This window comes from Streptosporangium sp. NBC_01469 (assembly GCF_036227305.1).
Classification (GTDB): Bacteria; Actinomycetota; Actinomycetes; order Streptosporangiales; family Streptosporangiaceae; genus Streptosporangium.
Map to the genome: position 1 here is coordinate 308,047 of NZ_CP109465.1, position 21,562 is coordinate 329,608.

General features: G+C 72.5%; 16 protein-coding genes. 8 read left to right on the top strand and 8 right to left on the bottom strand.

Features of this window, described 5'->3' with window-relative positions:
- Position 1: 1 nt before the first annotated feature.
- Both OG587_RS01405 and mfd read right to left on the bottom strand, forming a co-directional pair.
- Positions 2-646: a SurA N-terminal domain-containing protein gene (locus tag OG587_RS01405; RefSeq protein WP_329086056.1), complete on the bottom strand. Its 645-nt coding sequence runs from the start codon at positions 644-646 to the stop codon at positions 2-4.
- 27 nt (positions 647-673) lie between these two features.
- A complete protein-coding gene (gene mfd / locus OG587_RS01410; protein ID WP_329086057.1) occupies positions 674-4,243 on the bottom strand; it encodes a transcription-repair coupling factor in 3,570 nt (1,189 codons plus the stop codon).
- A gap of 153 nt (positions 4,244-4,396) precedes the next feature.
- Here mfd and OG587_RS01415 point away from each other — a divergent pair, with 153 nt between their 5' ends.
- Positions 4,397-5,125: a class I SAM-dependent methyltransferase gene (locus OG587_RS01415; RefSeq protein WP_329086058.1), complete on the top strand. Its 729-nt coding sequence runs from the start codon at positions 4,397-4,399 to the stop codon at positions 5,123-5,125.
- 120 nt (positions 5,126-5,245) lie between these two features.
- Positions 5,246-6,475: an adenylyl-sulfate kinase gene (gene cysC / locus OG587_RS01420; RefSeq protein WP_329086059.1), complete on the top strand. Its 1,230-nt coding sequence runs from the start codon at positions 5,246-5,248 to the stop codon at positions 6,473-6,475.
- A gap of 245 nt (positions 6,476-6,720) precedes the next feature.
- On the opposite strand, the gene OG587_RS01425 is transcribed toward cysC, so the two are convergent.
- Entirely contained in the window at positions 6,721-7,881 is a 1,161-nt protein-coding gene (locus tag OG587_RS01425) for a glycoside hydrolase family 26 protein (RefSeq protein WP_329086061.1), read from the bottom strand.
- 319 nt (positions 7,882-8,200) lie between these two features.
- Between OG587_RS01425 and OG587_RS01430 the strand changes: the two genes are divergently transcribed.
- The 6 genes from OG587_RS01430 (at position 8,201) to OG587_RS01455 (ending at position 15,514) form a co-directional block, all read left to right on the top strand.
- Positions 8,201-9,781, top strand: a complete 1,581-nt coding sequence (locus OG587_RS01430; RefSeq protein ID WP_329086063.1) for a YveK family protein — start codon at positions 8,201-8,203, stop codon at positions 9,779-9,781.
- Positions 9,778-11,070, top strand: a complete 1,293-nt coding sequence (locus tag OG587_RS01435) for a hypothetical protein (RefSeq protein WP_329086066.1) — start codon at positions 9,778-9,780, stop codon at positions 11,068-11,070. Before OG587_RS01430 ends, OG587_RS01435 begins: the two co-directional genes overlap by 4 nt.
- Positions 11,067-12,185 carry a hypothetical protein gene (locus OG587_RS01440; RefSeq protein WP_329086068.1) on the top strand — a complete coding sequence of 373 codons (1,119 nt, stop codon included), beginning with the start codon at positions 11,067-11,069 and terminating at the stop codon, positions 12,183-12,185. The genes OG587_RS01435 and OG587_RS01440 overlap by 4 nt, the downstream gene beginning before the upstream one ends.
- 5 nt (positions 12,186-12,190) lie before the next feature.
- Positions 12,191-13,048, top strand: coding sequence for a sulfotransferase family protein (locus OG587_RS01445; RefSeq protein WP_329093698.1), 858 nt, complete (start codon positions 12,191-12,193; stop codon positions 13,046-13,048).
- Positions 13,036-14,334 (top strand): lipopolysaccharide biosynthesis protein, encoded by a 1,299-nt coding sequence (locus OG587_RS01450; RefSeq protein WP_329086069.1) that lies wholly within the window; start codon positions 13,036-13,038, stop codon positions 14,332-14,334. Before OG587_RS01445 ends, OG587_RS01450 begins: the two co-directional genes overlap by 13 nt.
- Positions 14,335-14,554: 220 nt before the next feature.
- The gene (locus tag OG587_RS01455; protein WP_329086070.1) at positions 14,555-15,514 is read left to right on the top strand and encodes a sulfotransferase; all 960 of its coding nucleotides are present in this window, start codon (positions 14,555-14,557) and stop codon (positions 15,512-15,514) included.
- Positions 15,515-15,572: 58 nt separating this feature from the next.
- Here the strand turns inward: OG587_RS01455 and OG587_RS01460 are convergent, their stop codons facing one another.
- From OG587_RS01460 to cysD, 5 genes are all read right to left on the bottom strand, one after another.
- The gene (locus OG587_RS01460; RefSeq protein WP_329086072.1) at positions 15,573-16,934 is read right to left on the bottom strand and encodes a WecB/TagA/CpsF family glycosyltransferase; all 1,362 of its coding nucleotides are present in this window, start codon (positions 16,932-16,934) and stop codon (positions 15,573-15,575) included.
- The gene (locus tag OG587_RS01465) at positions 16,934-17,875 is read right to left on the bottom strand and encodes a glycosyltransferase family 2 protein (protein ID WP_329086073.1); all 942 of its coding nucleotides are present in this window, start codon (positions 17,873-17,875) and stop codon (positions 16,934-16,936) included. Before OG587_RS01465 ends, OG587_RS01460 begins: the two co-directional genes overlap by 1 nt.
- Entirely contained in the window at positions 17,872-18,804 is a 933-nt protein-coding gene (locus tag OG587_RS01470) for a sulfotransferase (protein ID WP_329086076.1), read from the bottom strand. The genes OG587_RS01465 and OG587_RS01470 overlap by 4 nt, the downstream gene beginning before the upstream one ends.
- A gap of 466 nt (positions 18,805-19,270) precedes the next feature.
- Positions 19,271-20,533: a sulfate adenylyltransferase subunit CysN gene (gene cysN / locus OG587_RS01475; protein ID WP_329086078.1), complete on the bottom strand. Its 1,263-nt coding sequence runs from the start codon at positions 20,531-20,533 to the stop codon at positions 19,271-19,273.
- Between the two features lie 103 nt (positions 20,534-20,636).
- Entirely contained in the window at positions 20,637-21,551 is a 915-nt protein-coding gene (gene cysD, locus OG587_RS01480; protein ID WP_329086080.1) for a sulfate adenylyltransferase subunit CysD, read from the bottom strand.
- Between the last annotated feature and the right edge of the window lie 11 nt (positions 21,552-21,562).

The following is a 21,562-nucleotide window of genomic DNA, read 5'->3' on the forward strand; positions in this document are numbered from 1 at the left end:
GCTACTGCTGCGGCGGCGCGGGCGGCGCGTCGGCGGGGCCGGGAGCGGCGGGGGCGCCGAAACGGCCGGCGTCGACGAAGACGCTCGGCTGCTGCTCGCTCCGTTCCTCGTTCAGCTTGCCGTACCGGGGGTTCCAGGTGATCGGCAGGGCCTGCAGGTCCTTGATCGCCTGCGCCTGACCGCGCTGGATGGCGGCCTCGTCCGTGCCGCCGCCGTACTTGGCGATGAGCTTGCTGATCATCACCTGCGACTTCATGAACTCGCGCGCGTTCGAGGGCGCCACGGCCTGCTGGAGCATCTGCTGCTCGAACTTCTCCTGGCCGCCCTGGCCCGCGATCACCTGGTCGATCTCACCCTCGGTGACCGTGATGCCCTTGCTCGCCGCGACCTGCGCGTGCTGCTTGGCGTTGGCCATCTGGAAGAGCACGAGCTGCGGGATGCTGTCCTGGAACTGCAGCTGGGAGGCGGAGACGTTGGCCTTGGCCAGCGCCGCCTCGTACTCGCGCACGTTCCTGTCCAGCTCACCGGAGCTGATGCGCTCCCCGCCCACGACGGCGGCGGCACCGGCCTGGTTCGGAGAGCAGGCGGTCAGCGCGACACCGGCGGCGGCGACCGCCAGGATGACGCGAATTCGAGTCGACTTCACATGCGTTCCCTTCACGACAAACGTCGCTTACTCTACCCGCACGGTTTCGAGGAACATCGCCTCGACGAGATCACCGCACCACTTGAGCAGGTCCAGGTCGCGCAGCGGCTGGCCACCGAGGGGTCTGGTCTTGGGCACCGGCACCAGCAACGTACCGGCCGCCTGCTTCAGCAGTGCCTTCGGGTAGAGCCTTTGCAGCCTGACCTGCTGGGAGTCTTTCAGGTCCACCGGCGCGAACTTGATGTTCTGCCCCTGCAGGGTGACGTCGGTGAGCCCGGCGCGGCGGGCGCGGACGCGGAAGCGGGCGACCTCCAGCAGGTTCTCCACCTGCTGGGGCGGCCGTCCGTACCGGTCGACGAGCTCGTCGCGCACCGCGCCGATGTCGGAGTCGGAGCCGATCGCGGCGATCCGCTTGTACGCCTCCAGGCGCAGCCGCTCGGAGGTGACGTAGTCGTGCGGGATGTGGGCGTTGATCGGCAGCTCGACCTTGACGTCGGGCCGTTCGTCCTCCCGGTAGGTGCCCGCCAGCTTGGCCTTCTGCTCCTGCACGGCCTCGGCCATCATGCGCACGTACAGGTCGAAGCCGACGCCCGCGATGAAGCCCGACTGCTCGGCGCCCAGGATGTTGCCCGCGCCGCGGATCTCCAGGTCCTTCATCGCCACGTACATGCCCGCGCCCATCTCGGTGTGCTGGGAGATGGTGGCCAGGCGCTCGTGGGCGGTCTCGGTGAGCGGCTTCTCCGGCGGGTACAGGAAGTAGGCGTAACCGCGCTCGCGGCCCCGGCCGACCCGGCCGCGCAGCTGGTGGAGCTGGGACAGGCCGTAGTTGTCGGCCCGGTCGACGATCAGGGTGTTGGCGTTGGGCACGTCCAGGCCGGACTCGACGATCGTGGTGCAGACGAGCACGTCGAAGTCGCGCTCCCAGAAGCCCACCATGATCCTCTCCAGCTGGTGCTCCTGCATCTGGCCGTGCGCGACGGCGATCCTGGCCTCGGGCACGAGCTCGCGCAGCATGGCCGAGACCTTGTTGATGCTGGCCACGCGGTTGTGGACGAAGAAGACCTGGCCGTCGCGCATCAGCTCGCGCCGGATCGCGGCGCCGATCTGCTTCTCGTCGTACGGGCCGACGAAGGTGAGGATCGGGTGGCGCTCCTCCGGCGGGGTGAGGATCGTGGACATCTCCCTGATGCCGGTGAGGCCCATCTCCAGCGTGCGGGGGATCGGGGTGGCCGACATGGCCAGCACGTCGACCTGGGTGCGCAGGTGCTTCATCGCCTCCTTGTGCTCGACGCCGAACCGCTGCTCCTCGTCGATGATGATCAGGCCGAGCTGCTTGAACCTGACCTCGGGCGAGAACAGCCGGTGCGTGCCGATCACGATGTCGACCGAGCCCTCCCGCATGCCCTCCATGGTCGCCTTGACCTCGCCGTCGCTCTGGAAGCGCGACAGCGGCCTGACGTTCAGCGGGAACCCGGAGAACCGCTCGACGAAGGTCGACATGTGCTGCTGCACCAGCAGCGTGGTCGGCACCAGGACCGCCACCTGCTTGCCGTCCTGCACCGCCTTGAACGCCGCCCGCACCGCGATCTCCGTCTTGCCGTAGCCCACGTCGCCGCAGATCAGCCGGTCCATCGGGATCGGGCGCTCCATGTCGCGCTTGACCTCGTCGATCGCCTCCAGCTGGTCGCCCGTCTCGGCGTACGGGAAGGCGTCCTCCATCTCCCGCTGCCAGGGGCTGTCGGGCGCGAAGGCGTGTCCCGGCGAGGCCATCCGGGCGGAGTACAGGCGGATCAGCTCTCCGGCGATCTCCTTGACCGCCTTCTTGGCCTTGGTCTTGGCCTTGGCCCAGTCGGCGCCGCCCATCCGGTTGAGCGTGGGCGCCTCGCCGCCGACGTAGCGGGTGACCTCGTCGAGCTGGTCGGTCGGCACGTAGAGGCGGTCGCCCTTGGCGTACTCGATCACCAGGTACTCGCGGGTGGCGCCCTGCACGGTCCGCTGCACCATCTCGACGTAGCGGCCCACGCCGTGCTGCTCGTGCACGACGTGGTCGCCGACCTTGAGCTGGAGCGGGTCGACCATGTTGCGGCGCCGGGAGGGCAGCCGCCGCATGTCCTTGGTCGACGCCTTCTGGCCGACCAGGTCGAGGTGGGTCAGCACGGCCAGCGCCGGGGTGACGAACCCGTGCTCGACCAGGCCCGTGGTGACGTGGACGACCTTCCTGTCGGGCACGGTGTCGAGGCCCGGCTCCAGGCGCGCGGGCAGGTCGACGCCCTTGAGCAGCTCGACCATGCGCTCGGCGGGGCCGTGCCCCTCGCTCAGCAGGACGACGACCCGGTCGGAGTCGAGCCATCCCTTGATGTCGGACAGCGCCCGCTGGGTGTCGCCCCGGTAGGACTCCACCTCGCGCGCCCTCAGCGCCTGCCCGCCACCCGGTCCCCCGGTGACCGGGGAGGTCGAGTCGTCGGCGCCGTCGGTGTCGGCTCCGAACGGCGCGAGCGACCACCAGGGCCGGCCGAGCCTTCGCGCGTGGTCGCGGATCTCCTCCAGCCCGCGGAAGGCCGCCGCGCCCAGGTCGATCGGCGCCTCGCCGCCGGACGCCGCGTTGATCCAGGACGCCTCCAGGAACTCCTGACTGGTCCGCACCAGCTCGTCGGCGCGCCCGCGGATGCGCTCCGGGTCGCACACGAAGATCGCCGACTGTTCCGGCAGGTGATCGATGAGCAGGTCCATCTCCCCGGCGAGCACCGGCGCGAACGCCTCCATGCCCTCCATCGGCACGCCCTCGGCCAGCTGCTCCAGGATCTCGCTCAGCGAGGGATGCGCCTCGGCGAGCTCCCTCGCCCTCTCCCTGACGTCGGCGGTCAGCAGCAGCTCCCGGCAGGGGGCGGCGAACAGCCCGTCCTCGGCCACCTCCAGCGAGCGCTGGTCGGCGACCTTGAACCAGCGGATCTCCTCGACGGTGTCGCCCCAGAACTCCAGCCGGAGCGGGTGCTCCTCCGTGGGCGGGAAGACGTCGAGCAGGCCACCCCTGACCGCGACCTCGCCGCGCTTCTCCACCATGTCGACCCGGTGGTAGCCGTTCTCCACGAGGCTGTGGACGACGGCGGCGAGATCGGCGTCCTCCCCGGCGCGCAGTCGCACCGGCCGCAGGTCGCCCAGCCCCCGTACGATCGGCTGGAGCAGCGCCCTGATCGGCGCGACGACCACGTGCAGCGGCCCCGCCGAGTGGTCGCCCTCGACCGGGTGGGCCAGCCTGCGCAGCACCGCCAGGCGCTGCCCCACGGTGTCGCTGCGCGGCGACAGGCGCTCGTGCGGGAGCGTCTCCCAGGCGGGGAAGACCGCGACGGTGCTCTCGTCCAGAAGGCTGGTGAGGGCCGAGGCGAGATCCTCGGCCTCGCGTCCGGTGGCGGTCACCGCGAGGACGGTCCTGGCCGCCCCCTTGGCGCCCTCCCTGGCCAGCGCCGCCACCGCGAAGGGGCGCAGCGCCGGCGGCGCGACCAGCGACACGTCGGACGAGTCGCCCCCGCGCACGTCCCGAAGAAGGGAAGCCAGCTCAGGCTCCCCGGCGACAAGGTCCAGAAGTCCGGAAAGACTCATCAGATTCGCCCACAGCCCCACGACGGCAACACGACAGCCCCGGGCCGGGAAGACACGGGGGGTACCCGCTCAAGGCTACTTGCCTGGGCGCCCGCTCTCGCAAAGAGTGGTAAATGCGCGACGAATCGTGCTGAGTTGACTACTCTCGGTTACATGTCAGAGGTGAGGTCGGTCGTCGATCGAGACGACCTGTTGAGTCAGCGGATCAGGGAGCAGTGGAGCAGCCAGCTCGGCCGGCGGCTCGACATCCTGATCGCCGGGTGCGGATGGCCTGAACCGCTTGATCTGGCGCAGACGGAGTCCAGGGTCATCGGGATCGACGAGGACCTGCCCGTGTTGCGCACGAGCACGTCCGCCCGCAAGGACCTGGACTCCTGGGCGCTGGGCGACCTGCGCTCCGTGCCGGTGCCCCCGCGGGCTTTCGACATCGTCTACGTGCCGTTCCTGCTGGAGCGGATCGAGCACGCCGAGCTGGTGCTCGACCGGCTGCTCACCGGGCTGCGCCCCGGCGGGCTGCTGCTGGTCAGGATGCGTGACCGGGCTTCGGCGTACGGGGCGTGCGACCGGCTGACGCCGTCGAGGCTGCGGCGGCTGATGTGGCCCAGGTTCGCCCCGGCGGGGACCGTGGGCCCGCTGCCCGTCGTCTACGAGCAGATCGCCTCGCGCGAGGGGATGCACTCCTTCTGCCTGGTGCGCGGGCTGATGGTGACCGAGGACATCTCCGCCGCCAGTGGTCCCGCGCTCCGCGGACCTCTCGGTAAGCTTGCCCGCGCCGCCTGCTCGGTGGTGGAGGCCCTCTCCAGGGGGAGCCGGCCCGCGTCTCACGACGAGATAACTTTGGTGATCCGCAAGCCCCAGAGTCACTTCGCCCGGTTGATCTGAGATCCACCGGACCGAGGCACCTGGGATTCACCGGACGGCTGGATCCCAGGTTCGCCGGACAGGGACGCCCATCGTGAGCGGGCGGGACAGGGAAGTCCGACGATCACGATGGTGGAGCAGATGACGGCGCCTTTCGAGTGGACCCCAGACGCCCGCGAGCTGGCCGACCTTGAGCTGCTGCTCTCCGGCGCCTTCAGGCCGCTGACGGGCTTCCTGAGCTCGGCCGACGCGCACTCCGTGGACGAGCGCGGCACGCTCGCCGACGGCACGCCGTGGCCCGCGCCGGTCACCCTCACCCTGCCGGACGACCACCCGGCCGCCCCTGGCGACCGGATCACCCTGCGCGACCCCGAGGGCGCGGCACTGGCCGTGCTGACCGTCACCGGGCGCGAGAACGGCTTCGTCGCCGGACCGGTCGAGGCCCTCGACGCCCCCGAGCACGGACCGTTCGCCCGGCTCCGCCTCACCCCGGAGCGGGTCCGCAAGGAGTTGCACGGGCGGGAGTCGGTCCTGGCCGTCACCATGCGCGGGCCGCTGGGCGACCTCGGCGAGATCGTGGCGACCGCGCAGGAACTGGAGGCGTCGATCCTGCTGCTCCCGCTGGCGTACGGCGAGGGCGGGCCCGCGGTGGTCCGCGCCGCGCTCAAGGCCCGCGACGGGCTGCCCGAGGGCACGCTCGTGGCGGTGGTGCCGCTGGCGCCCAGGGAGCCCGCCATCGACCTGGAGCTGCGCGAGCGCGTGGCCGAGGCCTACGGCGCGACCGAGCACCTGGCGGGCCCCGAGCCCGTGACGCTCCCCGGCCCCCCGCACCGGCGGGGGCTGGTGGTCTTCTTCACCGGCCTGTCCGGCTCGGGCAAGTCGACCGTCGCCCGGGGGCTGCGCGACGCGCTGCTGGAGCGCGGCAGCCGCACGGTGACCTACCTCGACGGCGACGTGGTCCGCCACCTGCTGTCGGCCGGGCTCACCTTCTCCAAGAAGGACCGCGACCTCAACATCCGCCGCATCGGCTTCGTCGCCGCCGAGGCCGCCAGGCACGGCGGCCTGGCGATCTGCGCGCCCATCGCGCCCTACGCCGCCACCCGCGAGGAGGTACGCGCGATGGTCGAGGCCGTCGGCGCCGACTTCCTGCTGGTCCACGTCTCCACCCCCCTGGAGGAGTGCGAGCGCCGCGACCGCAAGGGGCTCTACGCCAAGGCCCGCGCGGGGCTCATCCCCGAGTTCACCGGCATCTCCGACCCGTACGAGGAGCCGGACGACGCCGACCTGGAGATCGACACCACCGGCATCAGCGTGGACCGGGCGGTGCACCAGGTGCTCGACCCGCTGATCCAGGGCGGCTGGATCCGATGATCCGGGTCCGGCGGGCCGGGGCCGACGTCCTGGGCCCGCCGGGTCGGGGGTGACGACCTGGATCCGATGGCCTGGATACGCCGGGTCGGGAGTGACGACCTGGATCCGACGACCTGGACACGCCGGGTCGGATCCGATGACACGGCGCCGCCACTCACCGACCCTCGCCTTTCCCTGCCGCCGTACGGGACTTCGGCCCGTACGGCGGCGGGATCCGGTGGCCGTACCCGGCGGTGTGGCGGGGGTCAGCCGGCGGGGACGGCGGCGTTGAGGCGCGGGTCGCGGGCGAGCTCGCCGAAGGCCCTCCGGCCGCCGGGTGTGGTGTCGAACCGGGTGTCGCCCCGGGGGGCGCGCGGCGAGTCGAAGTAGACCAGGGCCTTGATCTGCGGGTATTCGCCGATCTCCCGGCGCACCGAGGCGAAGAACGACTCCTTGAACCCGGGCCGGTCGTGACGCTCGAAGACGCCCCACTCGGCGAGCATGACGGGTTTCTCCGGGAAGCGTTCCCCCATCCAGCGGTAGAACCCCGGCCACCGGGGGAACTCGGGGCGGGTCTTGTTGACCAGCCCGTCGAAGCTGTGGACCCTGTGGTCGACGTAGGGGTCCATCGCCACCCAGTCGACCACGTCGTCCCCGGGGTAGAGCTTCTCGAACCAGGGTTCGGACGCCCAGTTGGGCGCGCCCATGTAGGTCATCACCGTGACCGCGTTGGTCACGCCCCCGTGCCGCAGGCGCGTCACCACGTGGCGGAACATGGCGGCGTAGTCGGCCGCCGTCATCCCCTTGCCGCGGGCCTCCCGCACGTCGTTCTCCGGCTCGTGGTGAATGGTGAGGAAGAACTTCTCGGGGAAGGTCCTCACGATGTGGGCGGCGAGCCGGTCGATCCGCCCGTCCAGCGCCCCGCGGGCGATCTGCTCCCAGGTGTGGTCGAGGGACGGTTTCCAGTTGATCAGCAGGAGCCTGCGGCCGTCCGGGTCGCGGGCGATGGCGCGCTCCGCGGGGGTCGGGAAGAGCTCGTCGCCCCGGTGGTAGACGTGCATGATGTCGGCCGGCCGGTTCATGCGCTTCTCGGCCCTCTCCAGGGCCCGCCCGGGAGGCCGTCCCGTGAAGATCTCCGGCGCGACGCCCCACCAGGCGCCGCAGGAGGGCACGAGCCTGGCGCTGACCTCGCAGGCCGCCCGGGACGGCTCGGCGGACGGGCCCGGCGGGCCCGGAACTCCCGGCGCGTCCGCGCCCTCCCCCGCGCCGGTGGCCCCCGCGGCGTCCAGGGGTTTCCCGGCGTCGGCGGCGCTCGGGGCGCCCGCGGCGTTCGAGGCCCGGCCGCCCCCGCTCAGCCCCGCGACCCCCAGTGCGAGGGTGCCCAGCCCCAGCGCCAGGACGAGGCCGGAACCGGCGATTCTGACCACGCGCGGAATTACGTCTATAGCGGCATTTGTCCGATGCACCGGTTCCTCACAGCTGTCGCGCGTACGCATTCTCGGGCCGTCTTCGGCCGTCACGGGGAAACACCTTCCCATCGCCCGGACGTGCCTCGTCCCTGACTTTGCCGGTCCGTGCCGTAGCCCCGGAGCGGACGGCAGGAAATATCGGATAAACGGTTGTTATCTCCCTGTGATTAGCAGGACCAACGCGAAGAAAATCTTGTGTATTGGTTCGGGGAAATGGAAACCCGACCTATAGTTCCTAGGGTTCACAGCGCCTGTTCGCCGGAGAGGCACCCGACCCATGAGCCCGTCACCGGATGCCCCCGTCCGCCGCGGAGGCGAGGACCTGGCGGACTACGCGTCGCTTCTCCGCCGCCGGTGGCCGATCGTCCTCTCCCTGCTCCTCGCCGGGGCCGGTTGCGGCGTCGCCCTGCTGTGGCTCACCCCGCCCTCCTACACCGCCTCCGGGCAGGTCCTGGTGACCGCGACCGGCGCGCAGGAGCAGACCAACCAGGTCACCAGCCGTCAGCGCGAACCGCTCAACCTCGACACCGAGGCCCAGGTGGCCCGGTCCGCGGTGGTCGCGGCGAAGGCCCGCCGGCTGTTCGGCGGCCTTTCCTGTCCCGCGGAGGTCTCGGTGCCGCCCAACACCTCGGTCCTGGAGATCTCCTGCAGCGCCGCCGACCCGAAGGTGGCGGCCTCGGGAGCGAGCGCCTACGCCCTCGCCTACCTGGCCCAGCGCCGCGAGTCCTCCACCCAGACGCTCGCGGCCCAGCTCAGGGCCGTGCTGGTCAAGCTGAGGCAGACCAACGCAGGTCTCACCAAGGTCGCCACCACGCTTCCCGGTCTGGGCAGGGGCACCACCGAGCGGGCCCTCGCCCTCCAGCGGCAGAACGTCCTCGCCCGCCAGGTTCACAGCCTCACCGCCAGGTACGACGCCCTCAAGACCGTCGCCGTCACCCCCGGCTCCGTGATCAGCCAGGCGGTGGCGCCGGCCGAGCCCACCACCCCCCGCCCGCCCCTCTACCTGGGCAGCGGCCTCATGGCGGGGCTGCTCTGCGGGGTCGGGGCCGCCTGGGTCCGCGACCGCCTCGACACCGCACTGCGGACCACCGCCGACCTCAGCCGCCTGACCGGTCTCGACGCCGTCAACGGCGTCGAGACGCACGGCCTGGCGGGCGCGGTGCTCGTGGTCGCCGTGCCCGGCACCTCCTCGCGCGAGGTGAAGGACACCGTACGGGCACTGAACGATCGGGGGGTTCCCGTGGTCGGCGCGTTCGTCATCGGCGACGACGTTCCAGCGTTCCCCGCGTTCCCCGCCACGCGAGGACCGCACGCCGCGCAGGGTCCGCAGGTCTCGCAGGGTCCGCAGGTCTCCCACGCCACACAGGGGCCCCACGCCACGCAGGGGCCGCAGGGCTCGCAGGTGCCCCACGTCCCGCGTGTCCCGCAGGTCTCGCCCGCGCCGCGGCCCGGCGGAGCGCGGGACCGCGAGGGCACCCCGAGGAGGGCCGGACGGCCTCTGGCAGGCCTGGCGGGCGGTCCGACCGCACCGGAGCCGCCCGGCGAGAGCCCGAAGGCGCCCGCCCGGCCGGGAGCGTACCGGGACGGAGCGAACGGGGCGAACGGGGACAGAGCGCAAGGAGCGGCCGGGAACGGAGCGCGCGGGGCGAACGGGAACGGAGAAGGCGCGTCGAACGGGGACGGAGCGCGCGAAGCGGCCGGGGACGGAGCTCGCAGGGCGGACAGGGACGGAGCTCGCGAAGCGGCCGGGGCACACGGATCGGCCGGGGCGTCGGAGGCGCTGCTCGCGCCCGGGGCGTACGGGAACGTTCCAATCGCCCGGCAGGCGGCGGGCGGGCGGAGGGGACGCAGGCTGTGAGGGGTCCGCGTACGGCCGCCTGGCCGATCGCCGCGCTCCTGGTGGGATACCCGGTCTGGTGGGCGCTCGGTTTCGGAGGCCTGTCCGTGATCGTGGTGGCCCCGGCGATGGCGCTGGTCCTGTGGCGGAGACGGCCGATCAGGGCGCCGCGCGGCTTCGGGCTCTGGCTGCTGCTCCTGGCGGGTTACCTGATCAGCGCGCTCATGCTCGGCGAGATGCCTCCCGGCACCTACGGCGAGTTCGGCGCCGGGCGGCTCATCGGCTACCTGATGCGCCTGTGCCTCTACGTCTCACTGTTGATCATGGTGCTCTACCTGGGCAACCTGACGGAGGAGGAGCTGCCGCAGCTCACCCTGGTGCGCATGCTCGGCGCGCTGTTCCTCACGACCGTCGCGGGCGGCCTGCTGGGCGTGTTCGCCCCGCGCGCCGCGTTCACCTCGCCGGTCGAGATGGTCCTCCCCGGCTGGATCAGTGGCAACCCCTTCGTCCACAACCTGATCCACCCCACCGCGGCCCAGGTGCAGAGGGTCCTCGGCCACGCCTCGCCGCGCCCAGAGGCGCCGTTCGAGTGGGCCAACGCCTGGGGCGGCAACCTCTCGGTGCTGCTCATCTGGTTCGTGGTCGGCTGGTGGGTGTACGGCGGGCCGCGCAGGCGCCTGGCCGTGATCCCGCTGGTCGCGCTGGCCGCGATCCCCGTCGTCTACTCACTCAACCGCGGCCTGTGGATCGGGCTCGGCGTCGCCGCCGCGTACGTGCTGCTGCGCCTGGGCACGCGAGCCCGCGTCGCGGCCTGCACGGCCCTGGCCGCCGGGGCGCTGGCGTTCACCCTCAGCCCGCTGCAGGCGATGGTGGCCCAGCGGCTCGACAGCCCGCACAGCAACGACATCCGCGCCTTCACCGTCTCGGCGACCGTCGCCGCCGCGAGCACCGCGCCGCTCATCGGATACGGCAACACCCGCAACGCCACGGGCAACCACCGGACGATCACCACCGGCAAGAGCGGCTGGTGCCCCACCTGCGGCCATCCGCCGCTGGGCGGGGACGGCCAGCTCTGGCACCTGATGATCACTCAGGGTTTCACCGGGGCCGCGCTCTACGTGGCCTTCTTCGCCGGGGCCGTCCGCCGCCACTGGCGTGACCGGAGCCCGATCGGCATGGCGGGGGTCCTCGTGATGATCCTCACCCTCCTCTACATGTTCGTCTACGACGGGCTGGTCACCCCGCTCAGCCTGTATCTCATCTCGTTCGCGCTGCTCTGGAGGAATTCGATGGCGAGCACGGCCGCATGAACGACGCCCGCGCCCGTCTGCGCTACCTGGACCAGACCCTCGACCTGCTGTTCCCGGGGCCCGGCGACCCGAGCCCGTACACTCTGCTCCCGCACCGGCTGCTTCCCCGCAGGCTGGTCCCCCGCGCGTGGTGGCACCCCGGCGGGCGGGTCACGGTGCCGTCCGGGCGGGACGGCATCGAGAGCCACCTGAGCGAGGTGTTCGGCACCCCCGTCCGCGTCACGCTGCGGGTGCGCCCGGCCCGGCGGGCCAACCGCAAGCCGATCCTGGAGGCGCGCGCCGCCGACGGGCCGATCGCCTTCGTGAAGATCGGCGACACCGACCTGACCCGGGAGCTCGTCGCCCACGAGGCGCGCACGCTCAGCCTGCTCGCCGCCGTGCCGCTGAAGACCGTCGTCCCGCCCGCCGTGCTGCACCACGGATCCTGGCGCGGCCTGTCCGTGCTGGCGCTCACCCCGCTTCCCGTGCGGCGGGGACGGATACCCGGCGACGTCCTCACCGACGCGATCGCCGAGATCGCCCGCATTCCCGGGGACCACCTCCCGGATCGCGCTCCCCTCGGCGACCCTGCCAAAGGAAACCCGGCCCGAGGAAACCCGGCTCCGGGGGACCCGCTTCCCGGAGACCCCGCCCGTGTCGGCCAGGCCCCCGGAAACCTCGCCCCTGCCGGCCAGGCCCCCGGAGACGCCTGCACCGGGCAGTTCCCCGAAGACGCCTCCGCGAGCCGGGGCCCCGAAGAGCCACCCGGAGATCGGGGGTTCTCCTGGCACGGTGACCTGACGCCGTGGAACATCTCGCGCGGGCCCGACGGGCGGCTGCTGGTCTGGGACTGGGAGCGGTTCGGCACCGGGGTCCCGCTGGGTTTCGACGCCGTCCACCACTTCTTCCAGCGGGCCCTGCGCCGCGACGACCCGGCCATCGCGGCGAGGGCCTGCGTGGCGGGGGCCCTGCGGATCCTGGCCCCGTTCGGGCTCTCGGCCGCCGAGTCCCGGCTGACCGCGCTCCGCTACCTGATCGCCCTCGCCGACCGCCACGCGGCCGACGGCCACGCGCCCCTCGGACCGCCGGAGCTCTGGCTCACCCCTCTCGCCGACTCCCAGGAGATCCTGCTGTGAAGGCTGTGAAGCCCGCGCTGAAGCGTTCGGTCCACGCGGCGTCGTGGGCCATGGGGCGCCTCACCTCCGGAAGCCGGGTGCTGCCCTCCTTCCTCATCATCGGGGCGCAGCGCTGCGGCACCACCTCCCTGTACCGCGTCCTGTCCCAGCACCCGCTCGCCCTGAAACCCGTCCTACGCAAGGGCGTCCACTACTTCGACACGGCGTACGACCGGGGCCTTTCCTGGTACCGGGCGCACTTCCCGCTGCGGATGTCGGCCTCCCGGCTGGCCCACCGGTACGGCTGCCGGCCCCAGGCCTTCGAGTCGTCGCCCTACTACCTGTTCCACCCGCTGGCCGGTCCCAGGATCGCCCGCGACCTGCCGGGTGCCAAGCTGATCGTGCTGGTCCGCGATCCCGTCGAGCGGGCCTTCTCCGCGCACGCCCACGAGCTGGCCAGGGGCTTCGAGACGGAGCGGTCCTTCGCCAGGGCGGTGAGGCTGGAGGAGGAGCGGCTCGCCGGGGCGGCCGAGGCCCTGTGCGCCGCCCCGCACTCGACGAGCCTGGCCCACCGCCACCACGCCTACCTCGCCAGGGGCCGCTACGCCGAGCAGCTCGCCCGGCTGGAGCCGCTGGTCGGCCGCGACCGACTGCTCGTCGTCGACAGCGGCCGGTTCTTCGCCGAACCCGATCTCGTCCACGACCGCGTGCTGGCGTTCCTCGGGCTGCCACACCTCGGCGACCCGGTGTTCGAGCGGCACAACACCCGGACCAGGCCCGGCCCCATGTCCCGCAAGCTCCGTCGCGAGCTGACGGCCTACTTCGAGGAGCAGGACACCCTGCTGACCTCGTGGCTGGGCGCGGAGCCGTCGTGGCGCCGCTGACCCCCACCCGCCTGGCGGGCCTGACCGGGGCCGCGCGGGGCGGGGTCGCGGGGCTGGCGGGAGCGGGTACGGGGGCCGTCGCGCAGTTCCTGACGGTCGTGCTGGTCACCAGGGAGGTGGGGCAGGAGACGGCCGGCCTCTTCTTCTCGGCGACCGCCCTGTGCCTGGCGGTCGCCGCGGTCCTGCGACTGGACGCCGGGAACGGGCTGGTCTACTTCATCGCCAGGTCCCGGTCCTTCGACTACCGCTGCACCTCCGGCTACGTCCGCGCGGCGCTCGTCCCGGTCGCGTCGCTCTCGCTGGCGGCCGGTGCGGCGGTCATCCTCACCACCTCCGACCCGGTGCCGCGGATGCTGGCGGTGGCCCTGCCCGCGGTGGCGTGCTCGGGCGTCGTGGTGAGCGCGACCCGCGGGTTCGGCTCGATGCGGCCGACCGTGCTGCTGGACGGGGTGCTGCAGCCGGTGGCCCAGTTGCTCCTGGTCGGGGCGGTGGTGCTCGCGGGCCGTGATTCCGTGCCGCTGCTCGCCGCGGCCTGGGCGCTGCCGTACCTGCCGGTGTTGCTGCTCGCCTCGATCTGGCTGCGCCGGCGGCTGCCCCGGACCCCCTACCTGCCGGGCACCGCGCACGACCTGTGGCGTCACACCTGGCCCCGGTCGCTGGCGGCCGGGATCCAGGCGGTGTTCCAACGGCTGGACGTCGTGATCGTGGCGCTGCTGGCCGGGCCGGCCGAGGCGGCCGTCTACACCGCCGCCACCCGCTTCAAGATCGTGGGTCAGCTGGCCGGTCAGGGGCTGGCGCAGGCCACGCAACCGAGGCTGGTACGAGCCCTGGCCGAGGGCGACCTGCCGCGCGCCCGGGAGCTGTACCAGTCGGCCACCCTCTGGCTGGTCCTGCTGACCTGGCCGATCTGGCTGGGGTACGCCGCGCTCGCGCCGTGGCTGCTCGGCGCCGTCTTCGGGGACGGCTACCGCGGCGGCGCGCCGGTGGCGTTCGTGCTGGCCGCCACGATGATGCTCGCCACGGCGTGCGGGATGGCCGACGTGGTGCTGACCTCCGCCGGGCACACCGGCTCCAGCCTCGCCAACCTGGTCGCCGCCGTCGCGACGGCGGTGGCGCTGGACCTGCTGCTGATCCCCTCGATGGGCTCGCTCGGCGCCGCCCTCGGCTGGGCGGGGGGCACGGTGGTCAAGAACCTGCTGCCGCTCTGGCACATCCACCGCCGGTACGGTCTGCGGCCCTTCGGCGCGCACAGCCTGGCCGCCCTGAACGCGCGGCGGGCGCCATGACCTCGCGGTCTTCCCCTCCTCGGCCTAGACGCGTGGCAAGCAGTCCTCTTCCTGGCCACCCTGGACGGACGGCGGGCACCGTGACCGCGCGGTCTTTCCCTCCTCGCCCTGGCCACCCCGGACACGTGACGGGCGCCGTGAACGCACGGCCCGACCATTCCGGGCGCCATGGCCACGCGCGGCCAGGCCCTCCCGGGAACCCGGACGGGTGGCGAGCGCCGTGAGACCCGTACTGGTCACCGGGCTGCCCAGGACCGGGACGAGCTGGACGGGCAGGATGCTCGCGGCGAGCGGGGAGCTGGTCTACGTCAACGAGCCGCTCAACCCCGAGCACCCGCCGGGCCGCTCCCCGGGTGTCCTCGACGCCGTGGTCGGCCACCGCTTCCAGTACATCTGCCCGGACAACGAGCGGGCCTGGCTGCCCGCCTTCACCCGCACGGTCGCGCTGCGCTACGGGTTCCTGGCGGAGCTGCGCCGCAACCGGTCGCCGTACGACCTGGCGAGAATGGTCCGGTACGGCACCGCGTTCACGCTGGGACGGCTGGGCGGGCGCCGGGCGCTGCTGGACGACCCGTTCGCGCTGTTCTCCGCCGGGTGGTTCGCCGACCGGCTGGGCTGCCGGGTGATCGTCCTGCTGCGCGATCCGGTGGCGTTCGTCGGCAGCTGGCAGCGGCTCGGCTGGACGGTCTACTTCCACGAGCTGCTCGAACAGCCGCTGCTGATGCGCGACCAGCCCCACCTGGAGGCGTTGCGCCCGCTGATCGGTTCCCAGGACCGCGTCGCCAAGGCCGTGGCGCTGTGGCGGGCGGCCGGAATCACCGCCGCCGACCTGGCCGACCGGTACCCGGGGATCATGCTGGCCCGCTACGAGGACCTGGCCCGCGACCCCCGGACCGGCTTTCGCCGCCTGTACGAGTGGGCGGGCCTGACCTGGTCGGCCCGTGCCGAGGAGCGCGTCCGCCGCGCGTGCACGGCTGCGTCGGACGCGGTCACGTCGGATCCGGTCGCCTCCGGCGCGACCGCGTCAGGCGGGGGCGCCGGCGGCTTCACCTGGAGCGGCCTGTCCCGCACGGCCTACCGGCCGATGGACTCGCGCCGCGCCCTCGCCGAGGCCGCTGCCCGGCTGAGCCCGCAGGAGGCCCTCCGGGTCAGGGAGCTGGCCTCCGCGGAACACCACTGACGACCGCCCTGGAAACACCGCGAAGGCACGGGCACCGGCGCTTCGGGGCTTCGGGGCTTCAGGAGAAGAGGCCGCGTACGAGGGAGACCGTGAGGAGCCTGAGCGCGTACGGCAGGTCGTCGACCAGGTAGCGGCGGGCGAGCCTGCCCGGCTCCCGCGTCAACCGGAAGATCCACTCCAGGCCACCGCGGCGCATCCACGCCGGTGCCCGCCGGACGGTGCCCGCGGCGAAGGCGATCGCCGAGCCGCAGCCGACGAACCAGGTGCCCGGCAGGTCCCGGCGGAGCGAGGCGATGAGCCGCTCCTGCCTGGGGAAGCCGAGCCCGACGAAGACCAGCCGGGGAGCGGCGGCGATCACGGCGTCGCGCACCCGGGCGTAGCTCTCGGGATCGTCCTCGAACCCGTACGGCGGGGTGCCGACCCCGGCGATCACCAGCTTCGGATGGCGGTCCACCAGCTCGCGGGCCGCCTGCGCGGCCGTGCCCCGGGGGCCGCCCAGCAGGTACACGGGATGGCGGTAGAAGGCGGCGGCCTCCGACAGGGACCAGATCAGGTCGGCGCCGGTGACCCGGCCGGGGAGGGGGGTGCCGAGCAGTCTCGCCGCCCACACCAGCGGCATGCCGTCCGCCACCGCGAGGTCGGCGCGCTCGACGAACCGGCGGGCCCGGGGATCGCGGGCGACGGTCCGGCTGATGTCGACGTTCGGGGTGACGAGGTGGCCGCCCTCACCGCGCTTCAGAGCGGCGACCACGTGATCGACGACCTCGCTCTCGGTCATCGGGTCGATCGCGACCCCCGCCACGTGCACGCGCCTGCGCAGACGCCTGCGGGTGGCCTTGTCGGGCCGGGGCCTCCGGCGGGGGACGGCGGGGGGCGCCACCCGCCCGACGACCGGCGTTCCGGCCTGCCCTGCGACGGCGGGCAGGCCGGGCGCCGGATCGTGACCGGTGGCGGACCGGTGGTCGGCGCGGGGCGGGATCGGTGTCACGGCGTCACGGACGGCCGGGGCCACGGCCCGCCCCGCCGTGAACGACATGACGGGCGAGTCGTAACGCGTGATCACCGACGGGCGCTCGACGACCCGCCTCAGTGCGAACGGGACGACTGACGAGTCGTGGCGCGTGACCACCGGCGGGCGCTCGACGACCCGCCCCGGTGCGGAAGGAACGACCGGCGGGCCGTGGCGACCGGTCGCGCGCGGGCGCTCGACGGCCTGGCCCGCCGCGGACGGAGTGAGCGGCAGCCCGTGACGGGGGAACACCGGCGGGCGCTCGGCGGCCTTCCCCGGCAGGAGCGGGGCGACCGCCAGGCCGTAGCGCGCGAGCGTCGGCGCACGCTCGGCGCCCTGGCCCGTCGTGAACGGAACGATCTGGGCACCGTGGCGGAGGATCACCCGCGGATGCTCGGTGATGGGCGCCATCAGATGCCGTGCCCTCGATGGTGCAGGACGCTGAGCAGGGTCCGCGCGGGGACCAGGCCGATCGCCACCGCGAGCGCGATGGGCGCGCGGGGCTCGCCGTGGCGGGCGGTGAACGCCCGCCAGGCCCAGCGGCCCGCCTCCCTCCGCTGGCCGAGGGCCGCGTGGTGGAAGGCGAGCTGACCGTAGACCCGCGCCGCGCCGCGCGGATCCACGGCCAGATCAGGGTGCCGGGCGAGCATCCACTGCAGCCCGGCGATCCGGTCGGCCCAGCGGGCCACGTACGAGGAGCCGCCCCAGCGCACCCGGACCAGGGGCCGGTCGACGTGCACGATGGGGTGCTGGGCGGCGGCGCGCAGCGCCAGGTCCCAGTCCTCGTTCTGGCCCCTGGGGGCGCTCTCGTCCGCCCAGAGCCCGCCGCGCCGGAACAGGAACGTCGAGGAGTGCACCATCACCATCCGCGAGCGCACCAGGTGGCGGTAGGTGACCCGGCTGGTCCCGGCCAGCCGGGAGATCCGGCGCGATCCGTACTCGACCTCGATGGCACAGCTGGAGAAGCGCGCGTCAGGCTCCGCCTCCAGCGCGGCGACCTGAGCCTCGATCTTGCCGGGTAGCCACTGGTCGTCGTCGTCGCAGAAGGCGACCATGTCGGTGCCGAGCGCCGCGATGCCGGTGTTGCGGGCACCGGGCAGGCCGGGGGTGAGCCGGTTGGCCATCACCCGCACGCCGCGCGAGGGCGCCCCGTACCGGCCGGGTGTCAGTGCCCGGCTGGCCAGGAGGTCGGCCACCTGGTCGGCGACCCAGGCCGGATCGCCGCCGTCCACGACGACGACGACCTCGACGGGGCCGGGGTGGTCCTGGCCGAGCACGGCGAGCGTGGCCGTGCGCAGCTGGTCCGGCCGGTGTCCCCGGGTGGGGATGACGACACCCACCGATGCGTTCACGCGAGTCTCCTGTAATAGCCGTACTTGATCATGAGGGGCCAGGTCAGCGCGGTGACCAGGCGCGACTGCCGGGACGACGCGACGGCGCGCCAGCTGTCGTCCCTGGTCAGCTCCGTGCGGCCGACCGTGAAACGCATCGGGTTGCCCGAGGCCGTGTGCGCCGTCGAGAATTCCGCCCAGTTGCCCGAGAGGAAGTCGAGGCGGCATGGAAGGCCGATCCTGGCGACCACGCGCCTGAGCGTGTCGGCGGGGGCGTCGAGCAGGTCCTCGTAGCGGACCCGGGTGACCGGGACGCCCCTGCGGGCGAGGAGTTCGAGGCTGAGGTTCTCGCTCAGCCAGTGCAGCGAGGTGCGGGAGGGCGACCAGTGGGTCATCGGGCGCCCGTCCTCGGGACGCGCGACCCTCCTGCGCCAGGAGTGCGCGACCGCGCGCGGGTCACGGACCACGTGGACGACCTGGACGTCGACTCCGGCCGCCGCGAGGCAGAAGGCCAGCGAGGCGTGCTTGCTGGAGTCGACCACGACCGGGCAGTCGGCGACCTCGCCCGCCGCGTCGTACAGGCCACGGTGGATCGCGACGTACTCGTCCAGCTCGGCGGTGCCGGGTGTCGGCCACCGGCCGGTGCCCGCCTGCTCCTCGGCGAGGAGCCTGGCCAGCGTGGGGATGCGCCGGGTGCGGTCGACGCGGGACCTGAGCGCGATCATCCGGTGGGCCAGGTCCTCGGACCAGCCACCGAACGCGCGCTCACCGACCTTCTCCCAGAAGGGGCACGATCCGAAGGGCTCACCGCACCCGCAGGCCTCGTCCGCGAGCGCGCTCCTGGCCCAGAGGTGGACGACCTCACCGAGCGGCGCGATGCCGGGGACCTCCCCGAGCAGGCGCTCCAGCAGCGTGGTCCCGCTGCGGCCGAGGCCACCCAGAAATACCACCCGAGCAGGTGACGGACTATCAGACACAGGCACGAATCCTTACCCGACGGATACGGAACGTGCCGAGGCTAGCGCGGAGCGTAACGGAGGGGTCAGAGAACGGACAAAGGATCTACCCAGCGGGTGTAACGCCGCCCATCTCCTGAACGGGGAACGGCCGGAACCTCGAAGGCCGGACGAGGGGAAGGGTCCACGGCCACCACGGGCGCGTACGACCCCGGGAACGGCGACCGGAACCCCGGAAGGGCGCCCCGGCATCGCCGGGGCGCCCTTTCCCGGCAAGGACGGCTCGCCGACACCGCGGGCGCCTCCGGCTCGCCAACGTCGCGAGAGCCTCCGGCAAGCGCGGCTCGCCGGCGCCGTGGGGTCGCTCCGGGAACGCGAACCGCCCGCGCCCGCGGGACGGGCCCCTCCCGTCGCGTACGGGGAGGGGGCCACGGCCGCGGGCGCGGGCGGCGGGGCGTGCCTACCTGGCGTCGACGATCATCCCGGCGCCAACGGTGTTGTTGGTGGACTCGTCCACGAGGATGAAGCCGCCGGTGAGGCGGTTGCGGGCGTAGTCGTCCACGAACAGCGGCTGGGTGACGCGGAGCGAGACCCGCCCGATCTCGTTGAGGCTGAGCGACTGGGCCGTCTCGTCCCGGTGCAGGGTGTTGACGTCCAGCCGGTAGTGCAGGTCCTTGACCAGGACACGGGCCGAGCGGGTGGTGTGCTTGATGGTCAGCTTGGTGCGCGGGGCCAGCTTGGCGGTGTCGGCCATCCAGCAGATCATCGCCTCCAGCTCCTGGGAGACGTGCGGCTGGTTGTTCGGGCGGCAGATCATGTCGCCGCGCGAGATGTCGATGTCGTCCTCCAGCCGGAGGGTGACCGACATCGGCGGGAACGCCTCGTCGACCGGCCCGTCGAAGGTGTCGATCGACGCGATGCGCGTGGCCAGGCCGGAGGGCAGGTGCGTGACCTCGTCGCCCGGCTTCAGCACCCCTCCGGCGACCTGGCCCGCGTAGCCGCGGTAGTCGTGGAGGGAGGGGTCGGTGGCCCGCTGCGGGCGAATGACGTACTGCACGGGGAAGCGCACGTCGACCAGGTTGCGGTCGGAGGCGATGTGCACGTGCTCCAGGTGGTGGAGCAGGGAGGACCCGTTGTACCAGGGCGTGTTCTCCGAGCGGGACACCACGTTGTCGCCGTGCAGCGCCGACATCGGGATGAACGTCAGGTCCGGCGCGTTCAGCTTGGAGGCGAAGGCGGTGAACTCCTCGCGGATCTCCTCGAACCGCTCCTGGGAGTAGTCGACCAGGTCCATCTTGTTGACGGCCAGGACCAGGTGCGGCACCCGCAGCAGGGTGGTGAGGAACGCGTGCCGACGCGACTGCTCCAGCACGCCCTTGCGGGCGTCGATCAGGACGATCGCCAGGTCGGCGGTGGAGGCGCCGGTGACCATGTTCCGGGTGTACTGGATGTGCCCGGGGGTGTCGGCGATGATGAACTTGCGCTTGGGAGTGGCGAAGTAGCGATAGGCCACGTCGATCGTGATGCCCTGCTCCCGCTCGGCCCGCAGGCCGTCGGTGAGGAGCGACAGGTCGGTGTACTCGGTGCCGCGGTCGCGGGAGGTGCGCTCGACGGCCTCCAGCTGGTCCTCGAAGATCGCCTTGGAGTCGAAGAGCAGCCGCCCGATGAGGGTCGACTTTCCGTCGTCGACACTTCCCGCCGTGGCGAAGCGAAGAATGTCCATTAGCGCTGCTCTCCAGAGGTCGTACGGCGTGCGCGGCGGGACCGCGCGGGGAGGGGCCCGCGGGGGGCCGGGTGGCACGGGGAGCCGGGGAGACGGATGCTCATCAGAAGTATCCCTCCCGCTTGCGGTCCTCCATGGAGGCCTCTGAGGCGCGATCGTCGGCGCGGGTGGCACCGCGCTCGGTGATCCGGGTGACGGCGATCTCGTCGATGATCGCCTCGACCGTCGCGGCACCCGACTGGACGGCGCCGGTGCAGGTCACGTCACCGACCGTCCGGTAGCGGACCGTCATGTCCAGGAGCGGCTCGTCGTCGTCGCGGGTGATGAACTCGCTGTCGGCCAGCAGCATGCCGTCGCGCTCGAACACCTTGCGGGTGTGGGCGAAGTAGATCGAGGGAATCTCGATCTCCTCGCGCCGGATGTAGTCCCAGATGTCGAGCTCGGTCCAGTTGGACAGCGGGAACACGCGGATGTGCTCGCCCTTGCGGATCCTGGCGTTGTAGAGGTTCCACAGCTCGGGGCGCTGGTTCTTGGGATCCCACTGGCCGAAGTCGTCGCGGAAGGAGAACACGCGCTCCTTGGCACGGGCCTTCTCCTCGTCGCGGCGGGCGCCGCCGAACACCGCGTCGTACTCGTTCTCCTCGATCGCGTCCAGCAGCGTCGTGGTCTGCAGCCGGTTGCGCGAGGCCCTGCGGCCGGTCTCCTCGACGACGCGTCCGGCGTCGATGGAGTCCTGGACGCTGGCGACGACCAGACGGGCGCCCAGCTCCGCGGCGCGGCGGTCGCGGAACTCGATGACCTCGGCGAAGTTGTGCCCGGTGTCGACGTGCATCAGGGGGAAGGGAATCGGCGCCGGCCAGAACGCCTTCTCCGCGATGCGGAGCATGACGATGGAGTCCTTGCCCCCCGAGAAGAGCAGACAGGGACGCTCGAACTCCGCCGCGACCTCGCGCATGATGTGAACAGCCTCTGCCTCGAGGACGTCGAGCTGCGACGTGGTGTAGTCGCGCTGAAGCATCAGACTCTCCT